Consider the following 13,966-nt stretch of genomic DNA (forward strand, 5'->3'; position numbering starts at 1 on the left):
GCGTGAGCAGCAGCGCAGCGACCGGACGCGGTGCCGGCGCGCGCGCGGCCCGCTCGCGGTTCGAGCAGTGGACGGCGCGCTTCGAGTCGCCGACGACCACCTACTACCTCCTCCTCGGGGTCGTGGGCCTGCTCGTCGGCATCGGGCTGGTCATGGTCCTGTCGGCCTCGATGATCGTCTCCCTCAAGGAAAACGACTCCTCCTTCACGATCTTCCTCAAGCAGTTCGTCTTCGCCGTGGCCGGCGGCATCGCCCTGTGGTGGGCCTCCCGGCGCAGCGTGCGCTTCTGGAAGCGCTTCGCCCTGCCGGCCGTGCTCGCCTCCCTCGTCCTGCTCGGGTTGGTGCTCACCCCGCTCGGCTTCGGCTTCCAGGGCAACCGCAACTGGATCGGGGTCGGGTCGCTGTCGATCCAGCCCAGCGAGATCGCCAAGATCGGGCTCGTCCTCGGAGGCGCCCTCGTCCTCGAACGCAAGCGGGGGCTGCTGGGCCAGATCAAGCACGCGCTCATCCCCTTCGTCGTCCCGGGGGCAGCGCTCATGGTGGGGCTCGTCATGCTCGGCCACGACCTCGGCACCGCGATGGTCATCCTCGCGATCGTCATCGGCATGCTCTTCGCCGCCGGTGTCCAGTTGCGGTGGTTCGTCGTGGGCGGTGGCGTGCTCGCGGTGCTCGGGTTCCTGGCAGCCAGCATCGGCAACAACCGCATGGAGCGCATCCAGGTCTGGCTGGACCCCGCCCAGTGCGCTCCGGGCACCGAGGCCTTCTACGGCATCTGCCGCCAGTCCATCCACGGCCGCTACGCCCTCGCCGACGGCGGCTGGCTCGGCGTCGGCCTCGGCGCCAGCCGTGAGAAGTGGGGCTGGCTCTCCGAGCCGTACAACGACTTCATCTTCGCGATCATCGGCGAGGAGCTCGGCCTGCTCGGCACGCTGTCGATCCTCGCGCTCTTCGCCGCCTTCGCCCTGGCCGGACTGCGTCTGGTCACCCGCACCGACGACTTCTTCGTGCGCATCGCCACCGCCGGCATCTGCACCTGGGTGCTCGTGCAGGCGATCATCAACATCGGCGCCGTCATCGGCATGCTGCCGGTCATCGGCGTGCCGCTGCCCTTCGTCTCCTCGGGCGGTTCCTCGCTCGTGACGTCGATGCTCGCCGTCGGCGTGCTGCTGAGCTTCGCTCGTGCCGAGCCGGGCTGCTCTGAGATGATCGCGGCGAAACCCTCCCGGACGCGCGCCCTGCTCGCCCGGTTCCCCAGCAGGAGGACATCCACGCGATGACGCCCACCCGCCCCTCACGCATCCTGCTGGCGGGAGGTGGCACTGCGGGTCATGTCTCCCCGCTGCTCGCCCTCGCCGACTGCCTGCGTCGCCGTGATCCCGCGGTGCAGATCCTCGCCCTCGGCACGAGCGAGGGACTGGAGTCGCGGTTGGTGCCCGAGCGAGGGTACGACTTCACGACGATCCCCAAGGTGCCGCTGCCGCGCCGCCCCTCCGGCGACCTCGTGCGCCTGCCGGTCAACCTGCGTCGCGCTGTCGCCGCGGCGGGCCGGGCCATCGAGCAGGTCGACGCCCAGGTCGTCGTCGGCTTCGGCGGGTACGTCTCCACCCCGGCGTACCTGGCCGCCCGCAAGGCCGACGTGCCGATCGTCATCCACGAGCAGAATGCGCGTGCCGGCATCGCCAACAAGGTGGGTGCCCGCTTCACCGACCACGTCGGCGTCACCTTCCCCGGGACCAAGCTCGCCGGCGGTCGCGTCATCGGCATGCCGTTGCGCCCGGAGATCGTCTCGCTCGACCGGGCCGCGGTGCGCGCCGAGGCCCGCGCCGGGCTCGGGCTGCGCGAGGACCTGCCGGTGCTGCTCGTCACGGGCGGGTCGCTCGGGGCCAAGCGGCTCAACGACGCCTTCGCCGCGAGCGTGGCGACGCTGCGCGACGCCGGGGTTCAGGTGCTGCACGCGACCGGTGCGGGCAAGGACTTCGTCGCCATGGGCGGCGACGAGTCGGTGCCCTATGTCGTGCTGCCGTACGTCGACCGGATGGACCTGGCCTACGCGGCCGCCGACGCCGTCGTCTGCCGGGCCGGTGCCAACACCGTGTGCGAGCTGACCGCGGTCGGGCTGCCCGGCGTCTACGTCCCGCTGCCGATCGGCAACGGCGAGCAGCGGCTCAACGCCGCCGGCGTCGTCGAGGCCGGGGGAGGGCTGGTCGTCGAGGACGCCGACGTCGACCCGTCCTGGGTGGCCCGCGAGATCGTGCCGCTGCTGCAGGACCACGAGCGCCTCGAGGCGATGTCCGCCGCCGCCAACTCCGTCGGCCACCGTGACGCCGACGAGACCCTTGCCGACATGGTCGCGCAGGCGTGGCAGGACGGGGGCAGCCGTGGCTGAGGTTCCCCCGCCGTCCACGACGCAGCTGCCCGCCGTGCCGCGCAACGAGCGATTCGACGTGCTGGCGCCGAGGGTGCCGCTCGCCGATCTCGGGGTCGTCCACGTCCTGGCCGCCGGAGGCGCGGGCATGTCCGCGATCGTGCGGCTGCTGCTCGACGCCGGTGTCGAGGTGCGCGGCAGCGACGCGCACGACTCGCCGTTGCTCGAGCGGCTGCGTGAGCGCGGGGCCACGATCTGGGTCGGCCACGACCCGGAGCACCTCGACGGCGCCGACACGGTCGTCGTCTCCTCCGCGATCCGTGAGGACAATCCCGAGCTCGCCGCGGCGCGCAGCCGGGGGCTGCGGGTGCTCCACCGCAGCCAGGCGCTCGCCTCGGCGATGGGGGAGCAGACCCGCGTCGCCGTCGCAGGCGCCAACGGCAAGACGACGACGAGCTCGATGCTCACGGTCGCGCTCCTCGAGGCCGGGCAGGCGCCCTCCTTCGCCCTCGGCGGTGAGTTGTCCACGCACGGGGTCAACGCTGCGCTGGGCGCCGGGTCCCCCTTCGTCGCGGAGGCCGACGAGTCCGACGGCTCCTTCCTCGCGTACCGACCTGACGTCGCCGTCGTGACCAATGTCCAGCCCGACCACCTCGACTTCTACGGCGACTTCGCCACCGTCGAGGCGGCCTACCTCGAGTTCGCCCGCACGATCACCGACGGCGGTCTGCTCGTCGTGTGCGCCGACGACCCGGGAGCCGAGCGACTCGCCGCCCGGGCGCGGGAGGCGAGCCTGCGGGTGCTGCGCTACGGCTTCGCCGAGGACGCGGACGTCCGCCTCGTCGACCCGGTGCTCGACGGCACGAGCGCCCGCGCGGTGCTCGTCGAGGACGGGACCCGCCGAGAGCTGCGGATCAGCGTGCCCGGCCGGCACAACCTGCTCAACGCCGCGGCCGCGCATGCCGCCGCCGTCCACGGGCTGGGCGTCGAGGCGCAGGCCGTGCTCGACGGGCTGGCGGCCTACGGAGGCACCCGGCGGCGCTTCGAGACCAAGGGAGCGGCGCGCGGCGTCACCGTCGTCGACGACTACGCGCACAACCCCGGCAAGGTCGAGGCCGTGGTGCGCACGGCCAAGGAGATCGCGGGAGAGCACCGGCTCTTCGTCATCTTCCAGCCGCACCTGTACTCCCGCACCCGTGACTTCGCGGCCGGCTTCGCCGCGGGGCTGATGCCGGCCGACGAGGTGCTGCTCCTCGACGTCTACGGCGCCCGCGAGGACCCGATCGACGGGGTGGGCTCGCAGCTGATCGCCGAGCCGCTCGTGCGGGCGGGCCGCTCCGCACGGGTCGTCGACGCCGCGGCAGCCATCGAGGCCGTCGCGCGCGACGCGCGTGAGGGGGACCTCGTCCTGACCGTCGGTGCGGGTGACGTGACGCACCTGGGTCCGCGGGTGCTCGAGGCCCTGCGGCGATGAGCCGGGGGAGCGGCACGCGGGAGGCGACCGAGGAGCGGTTCGCGGAGCGCGCGGCGCACGCACGCGCCCAGCGGTTGCGCCGCTGGCTCGCCGGCCTGCTCGTCGTCGCGGCGCTCGTCGGGCTCGGGTGGGTCGTCGCCTTTTCCCCGGCACTCGACACCCGTGAGGTGGCAGTCAGCGGTGCCGACCCCGCGGACGTCGAGCGGATCGAACGGATCGCCGCGGACGAGATCGGCACCCCGCTCGTGCGGGTCGACGGCGACGGCCTGGCGGACCGGATCACCGACGAGGTGCCCGGTGCCGCACACGTCGAGGTGGAGTCCGGGTGGCCGAACACCCTGAACGTCAACGTGACGTCGAGAGTTCCGGCGCTGGCCATCCGTGGCGAGGGGGATCGGTACCGCCTGCTCGACCTCGAGGGAGTGGTCATCCGCACGGTGGACAAGGCCCCGCGCGGCGTGCCCACGGTCCGGGCCGAGGGTGACGTCGAGGTCTCGGGACACGGGGTGCGTGCCGCCCTGGGGATGCTCGAGGCGCTGCCCGAGGAGACCCGCCCCAGGGTCAAGGGCATCACCGTCGACTCGGCCGACCAGATCAGCTTCCGATTGGGCGGCACGCAGGTCATCTGGGGCGACGGCAGCTCGCCGGACGTCAAGGTCGAGGTGATCGAGATCCTGGTGGCCAAGAAGCCCGAGGTCATCGACGTCTCCGCCCCCGACACGCCGGTGACGAAGGGGTAGTGTGACGACACGCGGGCGCAGCGTTTGCCCCTGCGGCCGCGGCCGCATAACGTCACCCGCACACCGAGCGTGACCAAACTGTAACCCTGAAGTTCACCTTGAGTTTCGGGACAGGGCAGCACCGAGCACCAGCAATCAGGAGTCCCCGTGGCATCAGCCCAGAACTATCTGGCCGTTATCAAGGTCGTCGGCATCGGCGGCGGCGGCGTCAACGCCGTCAACCGGATGATCGAGGTCGGCCTCAAGGGCGTCGAGTTCATCGCCATCAACACCGATGCCCAGGCGCTGCTGATGTCTGACGCCGACGTCAAGCTCGACGTGGGCCGCGAGCTCACGCGCGGACTCGGTGCCGGCGCCGACCCCGAGGTCGGCAAGAAGGCTGCCGAGGACCACGCGGAGGAGATCGAGGAGGTCCTCAAGGGGGCCGACATGGTCTTCGTCACCGCGGGCGAGGGTGGCGGCACCGGCACGGGTGGTGCGCCCGTCGTCGCCAAGATCGCCAAGAGCCTCGGTGCCCTGACCATCGGTGTCGTCACGCGTCCGTTCACCTTCGAGGGGCGTCGCCGCGCCAACCAGGCCGAGTCCGGCATCGGTGCGCTGCGCGACGAGGTCGACACCCTCATCGTCATCCCCAACGACCGACTGCTGTCGATCAGCGACCGCGCGGTCAGCATGCTCGACGCCTTCCGCAGCGCCGACCAGGTCCTGCTCTCCGGTGTCCAGGGCATCACCGACCTGATCACCACGCCCGGCCTGATCAACCTCGACTTCGCCGACGTCAAGTCGGTCATGCAAGGTGCCGGGTCCGCGCTCATGGGCATCGGCTCGGCCAGAGGCGAGGACCGTGCCGTGCAGGCCGCAGAGCTGGCGATCTCCTCGCCGCTGCTCGAGGCGAGCGTCGACGGCGCGCACGGCGTGCTCCTGTCGATCCAGGGTGGCAGCGACCTCGGCCTCTTCGAGATCAACGAGGCCGCACGCCTGGTGCAGGAGGCGGCTCACCCCGAGGCCAACATCATCTTCGGTGCGGTCATCGACGACGCCCTCGGCGACGAGGTCCGCGTGACGGTCATCGCCGCCGGCTTCGACGGTGGTGTCCCGCAGCAGCGTCCGGACGACCGCGCCCTCGGCCAGGTCCAGTCCGGTGGCCAGGGTCGTCAGGCTCCTGCGCAGCAGGCCCCGGCTCAGCAGGCGCCCGCCCAGCAGCGTCCGGCTCAGCAGGCGCCCGCGCAGGGGCAGCCGCAGCAGGTCCCCGCCCAGCAGCGGCCTGCACAGGCCCAGCCCCAGCAGGTGCCGGCCCAGCAGGTGCCCGCGCAGCAGGCCCCGGTCCAGCAGGCACCCGTGCAGCAGCAGCCGCAGCAGACGGCGCCCGCCCAGGCCCCCGCGCAGCAGGCGCCGGCGCAGCCCAAGCAGGCCACCCCGCCGCGACAGGTGACCTTCGACGACGGCGACGACCTGGACGTGCCCGACTTCCTGAAGTGATCCGCGGCTGAGCCGGTGCGCTCAGCACGACAGGCCCCGGCCTCGCAGGAGTTCCACACTCGTGCGAGGCCGGGGCTTCTCGCACCCCGGGGCATCCCGGGGCGGGTGGGGTGCGGCTCGGGGGCCGGACGGTAGGTTGCAGACGTGTTTGCCTGGAGAGACGACGACGCAGGGCTCGTGCGCGCCTTCACCGACCGCCACGACGGGGTGAGCGGTGCCCCCTTCGCCGGGCTGAACCTCGGGGCCCACGTCGGCGACGACCCGTCCGCCGTGGCCGCCAACCGCGACCGGCTGCAGGAGGCGCTGGGTCTGCCGACGGTGTGGGCCGACCAGGTGCACGGCAGCGAGGTCGTCCAGGTGACGCGCGCGGTGCTCGACGGCTCCCGCACCGAGACCGGGGCCGTGGGCACCGGTGACGCGATGGTGACCGACCTGCCGGGACTGGCCCTCGGGGTCCTCGTCGCCGACTGCACCCCGGTCCTCGTCCATGACGCCGCGGGCCCGCTCGTCGGGGTCGCCCACGCCGGGCGCCCCGGGATGGTGGCGGGTGTCGCCCTTCGTCTCGTCGAGGCCATGCGTGACCTCGGCGCGCGCGACCTTAGGGCCGCCGTCGGGCCGTCCGTGTGCGGACGCTGCTACGAGGTGCCTGACGAGATGCGCTCTGCCGCAGCGCAGGTCGCGCCGGTCTCCGCCGCCATCACGTGGACCGGGACCCCGGCCATCGACGTCGCCAGCGGCGTCGTCGACCAGCTGCAGGGAGCGCGGGTGCCGGTCGAGTGGGTGCCCGGGTGCGCCCGCGAGGACGAGGCGCTCTACTCCTACCGTCGGGACGGCCGGACCGGTCGGTTCGCCGGCGTCATCGGCAGGTCCGCATGAGCGCCGCGCGCCGCGACGAGCTCGCCGCCAACCTCGCTGCCGTCGAAGGGCGGATCACCGCCGCGTGCACGAGCGCGGGACGCGCCCGCGACGAGGTGCAGCTGGTCGTTGTCACGAAGTTCTTCCCCCGCGGCGACCTCGACCTGCTCGCCGGACTCGGCGTCACCGAGATCGGCGAGAACCGCGAGCAGGAGGCCGCCGCCAAGCTCGCCGACGGAGGGACTCCTGCCGGGGTGCGCACCCACTTCATCGGGCAGCTGCAGTCCAAGAAGGCCAACGCGGTCGCCCGGTGGGCCGACGTCGTCCAGTCGGTCGACCGCAGCAAGCTCGTCAATGCGCTCGCCCGTGGCGCCGAGCTCGCCGGGCGCGACCTGACCCTGCTCGTCCAGGTCGACCTCGACCCGGAGCCCGACGGCCGGCGCGGGGGAGCCGACCCGGCCGACGTTCCGGCCCTCGCCGACGAGATCGCGGGCAGCCCCCTTCGCCTCGGTGGACTCATGGCGGTGGCGCCGCTCGACGCCGACCCGGACGCCGCCTTCGAGCGGCTCGCGCGCCTGCACGAGCGGGTCCTGGCCGACCACCCGGACGCGACGATGCTCTCCGCGGGGATGAGCGGTGACCTCGAGCAGGCGGTGCGTCACGGCGCGACACACCTGCGTGTCGGGACGGCAATCCTCGGAACTCGTCCGTCCCACCGGTAACTTCGGTGACACCGACGAGGCAACCGGTAACACGTGAGGATTTGAGGACATGACGGCACTGCGCAACGCGATGGTCTACCTCGGCCTGGCCGAGGACGACAAGCGGTACGACGAGTACGACGACCAGTACGTCGACGACTACGAGACCGGGCACGAGATCGTCGACGAGGAGCGGGCCGCTGAGGTCACCCCCCTGCGCCGCGTCCCGAGTGCACCCGCCGTCCGCGAGGTGGAGGTCACCCAGATGAACCGCATCACGACGATCCACCCGAGCACCTACAACGATGCCCGGGCCATCGGTGAGAGCTTCCGCAGCAACACCCCGGTGATCATGAACCTCACCGACATGGACGACTCCGACGCCAAGCGACTCGTCGACTTCGCCGCCGGTCTCGTCTTCGGCCTGCACGGCTCGATCGAGCGCGTCACCAACAAGGTCTTCCTCCTCTCGCCGGAGCACATCGAGGTCGACGCCGAGGGCGGCGAGCCGGCCCAGCCGCGCGCGCTGTTCAACCAGAGCTGACCCTCCCAGCGGGCCCTCAGGGCCGCTGCCTAGGCTGCCTCCATGTCGATCGTCCGTGACGTCCTGTACTTCGTGCTGTACGTCTACTTCCTCATCCTCATCGGGCGTCTCGTCCTCGACTGGATCCAGGTCTTCGCGCGCCAGTGGCGGCCCACGGGTGTCATCCTCGTCGTCGCCGAGGCCATCTACACGGTCACCGATCCGCCGCTGAAGGCCATCCGCAAGGTCTTCAAACCGCTGCGGATCGGAGGGGTCGCCATCGACCTGGCCTTCCTCGTGCTGATCCTCGTGGTCTCGGTGCTGCTGAGCATCGTCTAGGCTGACCGGTGATGCCCGTGCGCGCACTGCGCGACACAGGCGTGCAACCTGTCCGATCGCATACGGAGGAACAATGGCGCTCACGCCCGAGGACGTCCTCAACAAGACCTTCACCCAGACCCAGTTCCGCCGCGGGTACGACGAGCGCGAGGTCGACGACTTCCTGGACGAGGTCGTCGCCGAGATGCGCCGCATGGTCAAGGACTCGGAGGACCTGCGCGCCCGCGCCGCCGACGGCGGCTCCGCTGCAGCCCCTGCCGCGGCCGCGGCCACCGGTGGCTCGGCCAAGGCCGACGAGGCCCTGACCCGCGAGAACCGCGACCTGCGCGCCCGTCTGGAGGACCTGCGCGCCCGCTTCGACAAGGAGACCGCGGCCCGCACCGCTGCCGAGCGTCGCGTCGCCGAGCTCGAGCAGTCCCTCAAGTCCCGTGACGAGCAGGTCAAGGGCGACGACGCCAAGGTCACCAAGGCCCAGCAGGGTGTCGACGAGCGCATCGCGACGGTCAACGCCCGCGCCCAGGAGGCCGAGGACAGCGCCCAGCAGCGCATCCAGGCCGCCAACGCCGCCGCCGACAAGGCGGAGGCCGACGCCAAGGCCCGCCAGGAGGCGGCCGCGAAGTCCGGTGCCTCCGAGGACGCCAGCGTCGGCCAGATGGCCGCTGCCGCCGCCGGTGGCGGTGCCGGCGCCACGGGCCTGATCGCCTTGGCGCAGCGCCTGCACGACGAGCACGTCGCCGAGGGCACCACCCAGCGCGACAAGCTCATCGCCGAGGCGCAGCGCAAGCACGACGAGCTGGTCTCCACCGGTCAGAGCAAGCACGACGAGTTCATCAAGACCGGTCAGGGCAAGCGCGACCAGTTCATCGGTGAGGGCACCACGCAGCGCGACAAGCTCATCTCCGACGCGCAGACCAAGAGCACGACGATGGTCAGCGAGGCCGAGGCCCAGCGCAAGAAGGTCCTCGACGACCTCAACGCGCAGAAGTCGCGCCTCGAGAGCCAGATCGCCGACCTGACGACCTACGAGCGCGACTTCCGTCGCAAGCTCAAGGACTTCATCGGGTCGCAGCTCAAGGGCCTGGACTCCACCTCCTCGGTGGCCCCTGAGGTCAGCGCCAAGAGCTGATCGACGCGACGCACCACCTGACGAGGCGGCGGTCTCCCGACGACGGGAGGCCGCCGCCTCGTCGTGGCCCCTCACCGGCATGACCGGGACGGTCCCACATACCCACATGACCGGCAGGAAAACAGGGCGCGTTCGTGCCAACTTCCCCGCGAAAACGTCGTACCCTTCGTTGACTCTGGTCCCTGCAGGGGCTCGGACCACCGAACTGAGGACGGTCATGGCGGCGAAGAAGACGGCCAAGGCAGGCGTGCAGCTCGTCAAGAGCGCTGCGCGTGCGGCGAAGAAGGTCTCCAAGGGGAGCGGGACCGCGAAGGCCGCGAGCAACGGGTCCACGACGAAGGCCGCGCCCGCCCAGAGCGCGAAGAGTGCCAAGAGCGCGAAGAAGGCGTCGACGAAGAAGGCATCGAGCACCCCTGCGACGAAGAAGTCCACGCCCACGAAGGCGGCGGCCAAGAAGTCCGCGGCAGCCAAGCCGGCGCCGACGAAGGCGTCGACGGCGAAGAAGACGTCCGCCACGAAGGCTCCCGCGAAGAAGACGCCCGCGAAGAAGGCATCAGTGAAGAAGACACCGGCCACGAAGGCGCCGGCCAGCAAGACCTCGACCACGAAGTCCACGGCCACCCCGGCCCCGACGAAGAAGGCCACCACGAAGACCGCAGCCACGCCCCCCGCGAAGAAGGCCACCAAGGCCACGAGCGCGAAGTCCGCCACCAACGCCACCAGCACGAAGAAGGCGCCGGTCACCGCACCCAAGCTCGTCGTCCGTGAGGACGAGAGCCCTTGGACCGCCAAGGAGCTCAAGGAGGTGCGTGCCGAGCTCGAGGCCGAGATTCAGCGGCTCACCGAGGAGATCTCCACGGCCGAAACCGACCTCAACGAGTTCCTCAAGGAGCCCATCGACGGTGCGGGTGACGACCAGGCCGACGCCGGGGCCAAGTCCTTCGAGCGTGAGCACGAGCTGAGCCTCGTCGCCGGTGCCCGCACGGGCCTGGAGCAGAACCAGCACGCCCTCGACCGACTCGAGGACGGGACCTACGGAGTGTGCGAGTCCTGCGGCAACCCGATCGGCAAGCTTCGACTGCAGGCCTATCCTCGTGCGACCCTGTGCATGTCATGCAAGAGTCGACAGGAACGGCGCTGAGCGCCCCACACAGCCCCCACGACGACGGCACCCCGGCGGAGACCTCCCGCTCCGGGGTGCTTCGTTGGTACGTCATCGCCGCGATCGTCACGCTCGCGCTCGACCAGGCCTCCAAGGTCTGGGCCCTGGGCGCCCTGGACGACGGGCGGGTGCGCCCGCTCATCGGTGAGGTGCTCTCCCTTCGCCTGATCCACAACTCCGGCGCCGCGTTCTCCATCGGCGGATCGGCCACGTGGCTGATGACGCTCATTGCCGTCGGCGTGACGCTGGCGATCCTGTGGTCCTCCCTGAGGGTCGGCTCGTTGCGCTGGGGGCTCGCCCTGGGCCTGCTGCTCGGCGGCTCCCTGGGCAACCTCTACGACCGGTTCTTCCGCCCCCCGGGACCGCTCGAGGGCCACGTCGTCGACTTCATCGACTACGGCGGTCTCTTCGTCGGCAATGTCGCCGACATCGGCATCGTCGGGGGAGCCGGGCTGCTCGTGTGGCTCGTCTTCAGCAACATCGGCCTCGACGGGAGCCGGCCGCAGCACGCCGCCGACCGGCACGCCGACGACCCGGACACCGACGAGCAGGAGCAGAGCGATGACTGACACCCGCAACGTCCTCGTCCCCGACGGGCTCGAGGGGGAGCGCGTCGACGCCGCGGTCGCGCGGCTCTTCGGGCTCTCGCGCACCCGGGTCGCCGAGATGGCCGCCGACGGGCACGTCCTCGTCGACGGAGCACCGGTGGCCAAGTCGGCACGCGTCAGTGCCGGCGCGCACATCGAGGTGACGCTGCCCTCCGTCGACGAGAGCCCCACGCTCGCCGTCGTCGCCGAGCCCGTGCCCGGCATGCGGATCATCCACGACGACGACGACATCGTCGTCGTCGACAAGCCCGTCGGCGTCGCCGCGCACCCGAGCGTCGGCTGGTCGGGACCCGACGTGCTCGGCGGGCTGGCCGCTGCCGGCTACCGCATCAGCACGAGCGGGGCGAGCGAGCGGCAGGGCATCGTCTCCCGCCTCGACGTCGGCACCTCCGGACTGATGGTCGTGTGCAAGAGCGAGTACGCCTACTCCGTGCTCAAGCGCGCCTTCAAGGAGCGCACCGTCGACAAGACGTACCACGCGCTCGTCCAGGGACTGCCCGACCCGCACGTCGGCACGATCGACGCCCCGATCGGGCGGCACCCGAGCGGTGAGTACAAGTTCGCGGTCATGGACTCCGGCAAGCACGCCATCACCCACTACGAGCTGCTCGAGGCCTACCGCCACGCGTCCCTCCTCGAGATCAAGCTCGAGACCGGCCGCACCCACCAGATCAGGGTGCACATGGCCGCCCTTCGTCATCCGTGCGTCGGCGACCCGACCTACGGCGCCGACCCGACCCTCGGCAAGAAGCTCGGTCTTGAGCGGCAGTGGCTGCACGCCATGGGGTTGGGCTTCATCCACCCGGGCACCGGTGACCACGTGCACTTCGAGAGCACCTACCCCGAGGACCTGCAGGTCGCGCTCGACCGCTTGCACGACATGTCCTGAGGCGAGCACGACGAATGGGGCAGGGCCCGGCGAGACCGGGCCCTCCCCCCTTCGTCTGGCCGCGTCAGTTGACCTGGCGCTCGCGGCCCTCCCAGTAGGGGGCGCGGAGCTTGAACTTCTGCAGCTTGCCGGTGGCGGTGCGGGCGAGCTCGTCGCGGAACTCGACCGAGGTGGGGGCCTTGTAGCCGGCGGCCTTGCTCTTGCACCAGGCGATGAGGTCGGCCTCGGTGGCGCTCGAGCCCTCGGTGAGGACGACCAGGGCCTTGATCGTCTCGCCCCACTTGTCGTCCGGGACGCCGATGACCGCGACCTCGGTGACGTCCGGGTGGGAGAAGAGGACGTCCTCGACCTCGATCGAGGAGACGTTCTCGCCGCCGGTGATGATGACGTCCTTCTTGCGGTCGCTGATCGTGACGTACCCGTCCTCGCCGATCGTGCCGCCGTCACCGGTGTGGAACCAGCCACCGTCGAAGGTCCGCTCGGTCTCCTCGGGCAGGTTCCAGTAGCCCTCCATCACGACGTTGCTGCGGGCCAGGACCTCACCGCTCTCCTCGTCGACCTTCATCGTGCAGCCGAGGGCAGGGGCACCGGCCCGCACGAGCTTGCCGGCGCGCTCCTCGGGGGTCATCTCGTCCCACTCGGCGCGGCGGGTGTTGATCGTCAGCAGGGGAGAGGTCTCGGTCAGGCCGTAGATCTGCTGGAACTCCCAGCCCAGCTCGGTCTCGACCCGGGCGATGGTCTGCGTGGGCGGCGGGGCGCCGGCGACGATGATCCGCACCCGGTCGCGGCCGGGGATCTCGCCCTCCCACGTCGAGGCGGCGTCGAGGACGGAGTTGACCACCGCGGGCGCGGCGCACATGACGGTCACGCCGTGCTGCTCGACGCGGCGCAGGATCTCGGCGCCGTCGATCTTGCGGATGACGACGTGCTGGGCACCGACACCGGTCATGGCGAAGGGCATGCCCCACCCGTTGGCGTGGAACATCGGCAGCGTGTGCAGGTAGACGTCGCGGTCGGAGATGCCGGCGTGCAGGCCGAAGGTCACCGCGTTGGTCCAGATGTTGCGGTGGGTGATCTGCACGCCCTTGGGGCGGGCGGTCGTACCCGAGGTGTAGTTGATCGTCGCCGTGGCCGCCTCGTCCGGCTCCCACTCCCGCGGCTGCGCGGTGGCCGGGTCGATCCCGCCGAAGAGGTGCTCGTCCTCGCCCAGGACGAAGGTGTGCTCGGCCTGCACCTCGTCGATCAGGGAGGTCAGCTCGGGGTCGATGTACAGCACCCGCGCGCCGGAGTGCTCGACGATGAAGTTCACCTCCTCCGGGGCCAGACGGAAGTTGATCGGGACCAGCACCCGACCCGAGCCGGAGACGCCGAAGAAGCTCGTCAGCAGCCGCGCGGAGTTGTGCGAGACCACCGCGACGCGGTCACCGACCTCGATGCCCAGGGAGTCCAGGTGCGCGGCCTGCGCGCGGGCCAGCTGGCGCATCCGGGCGTACGTGACGTCCTCCAGCGGAGGAGCCGGCTGCTCCGGCTCGTCGACCACCGCGAGGCGCTCGCCGTAGACGGTCGCGGCGCGGTCGATGAAGTCGTTGACGGACATGGGGACGAACATCCCGGGCCCTCCCTGGGTCGTTGACGGCTGTGTCTCAACCGACGTTAGACCCCCTTCGTCGCCGGGGACAGGCCGGACCGCGGGGCGACGCGCCGA

Annotated in this window: 14 protein-coding genes; 13 read left to right on the plus strand and 1 reads right to left on the minus strand. The window is 71.2% G+C overall.

Features of this window, described 5'->3' with window-relative positions; all coding sequences use genetic code 11:
• Nucleotides 1-2 precede the first annotated feature (2 nt).
• The 13 genes from ftsW to JAN01S_RS02245 all read left to right on the plus strand — a co-directional run bounded on the left by ftsW (nt 3) and on the right by JAN01S_RS02245 (nt 12,261).
• The gene (ftsW, locus tag JAN01S_RS02185) at nt 3-1,277 is read left to right on the plus strand and encodes a putative lipid II flippase FtsW (protein WP_068313002.1); all 1,275 of its coding nucleotides are present in this window, start codon (nt 3-5) and stop codon (nt 1,275-1,277) included.
• Nucleotides 1,274-2,386 carry an undecaprenyldiphospho-muramoylpentapeptide beta-N-acetylglucosaminyltransferase gene (gene murG, locus JAN01S_RS02190; RefSeq protein ID WP_068313005.1) on the plus strand — a complete coding sequence of 371 codons (1,113 nt, stop codon included), beginning with the start codon at nt 1,274-1,276 and terminating at the stop codon, nt 2,384-2,386. Before ftsW ends, murG begins: the two co-directional genes overlap by 4 nt.
• Before the next feature lie 127 nt (nt 2,387-2,513).
• Entirely contained in the window at nt 2,514-3,839 is a 1,326-nt protein-coding gene (murC, locus tag JAN01S_RS02195) for a UDP-N-acetylmuramate--L-alanine ligase (RefSeq protein ID WP_244884727.1), read from the plus strand.
• Nucleotides 3,836-4,579: a cell division protein FtsQ/DivIB gene (locus JAN01S_RS02200; RefSeq protein WP_068313008.1), complete on the plus strand. Its 744-nt coding sequence runs from the start codon at nt 3,836-3,838 to the stop codon at nt 4,577-4,579. Before murC ends, JAN01S_RS02200 begins: the two co-directional genes overlap by 4 nt.
• Nucleotides 4,580-4,726: 147 nt before the next feature.
• Nucleotides 4,727-6,058 (plus strand): cell division protein FtsZ, encoded by a 1,332-nt coding sequence (gene ftsZ / locus JAN01S_RS02205; protein WP_068313011.1) that lies wholly within the window; start codon nt 4,727-4,729, stop codon nt 6,056-6,058.
• A gap of 144 nt (nt 6,059-6,202) precedes the next feature.
• Nucleotides 6,203-6,934: a purine nucleoside phosphorylase YfiH/LACC1 family protein gene (locus JAN01S_RS02210; RefSeq protein ID WP_068313014.1), complete on the plus strand. Its 732-nt coding sequence runs from the start codon at nt 6,203-6,205 to the stop codon at nt 6,932-6,934.
• Entirely contained in the window at nt 6,931-7,635 is a 705-nt protein-coding gene (locus JAN01S_RS02215; protein ID WP_068313017.1) for a YggS family pyridoxal phosphate-dependent enzyme, read from the plus strand. Before JAN01S_RS02210 ends, JAN01S_RS02215 begins: the two co-directional genes overlap by 4 nt.
• A gap of 49 nt (nt 7,636-7,684) precedes the next feature.
• Nucleotides 7,685-8,158, plus strand: coding sequence for a cell division protein SepF (locus JAN01S_RS02220; protein ID WP_068313019.1), 474 nt, complete (start codon nt 7,685-7,687; stop codon nt 8,156-8,158).
• Nucleotides 8,159-8,200: 42 nt separating this feature from the next.
• Entirely contained in the window at nt 8,201-8,476 is a 276-nt protein-coding gene (locus JAN01S_RS02225; RefSeq protein ID WP_068313021.1) for a YggT family protein, read from the plus strand.
• A gap of 73 nt (nt 8,477-8,549) precedes the next feature.
• The gene (locus JAN01S_RS02230) at nt 8,550-9,602 is read left to right on the plus strand and encodes a DivIVA domain-containing protein (protein ID WP_068313024.1); all 1,053 of its coding nucleotides are present in this window, start codon (nt 8,550-8,552) and stop codon (nt 9,600-9,602) included.
• Between the two features lie 217 nt (nt 9,603-9,819).
• Entirely contained in the window at nt 9,820-10,743 is a 924-nt protein-coding gene (locus JAN01S_RS02235; RefSeq protein WP_084359946.1) for a TraR/DksA family transcriptional regulator, read from the plus strand.
• On the plus strand, nt 10,716-11,333 hold the full coding sequence (lspA, locus tag JAN01S_RS02240; RefSeq protein WP_244884723.1) for a signal peptidase II: 618 nt from the start codon (nt 10,716-10,718) through the stop codon (nt 11,331-11,333). The genes JAN01S_RS02235 and lspA overlap by 28 nt, the downstream gene beginning before the upstream one ends.
• A complete protein-coding gene (locus tag JAN01S_RS02245) occupies nt 11,326-12,261 on the plus strand; it encodes an RluA family pseudouridine synthase (RefSeq protein ID WP_068313029.1) in 936 nt (311 codons plus the stop codon). Before lspA ends, JAN01S_RS02245 begins: the two co-directional genes overlap by 8 nt.
• A gap of 64 nt (nt 12,262-12,325) precedes the next feature.
• Here JAN01S_RS02245 and JAN01S_RS02250 read toward each other — a convergent pair whose 3' ends face one another.
• Complete coding sequence (locus JAN01S_RS02250) at nt 12,326-13,870, minus strand: AMP-binding protein (protein ID WP_068313031.1); 1,545 nt, start codon at nt 13,868-13,870, stop codon at nt 12,326-12,328.
• Nucleotides 13,871-13,966: the final 96 nt, after the last annotated feature.

The sequence above is a fragment of the Janibacter anophelis NBRC 107843 genome (assembly GCF_001570945.1).
In the GTDB taxonomy this organism is placed as follows: domain Bacteria; phylum Actinomycetota; class Actinomycetes; order Actinomycetales; family Dermatophilaceae; genus Janibacter; species Janibacter anophelis.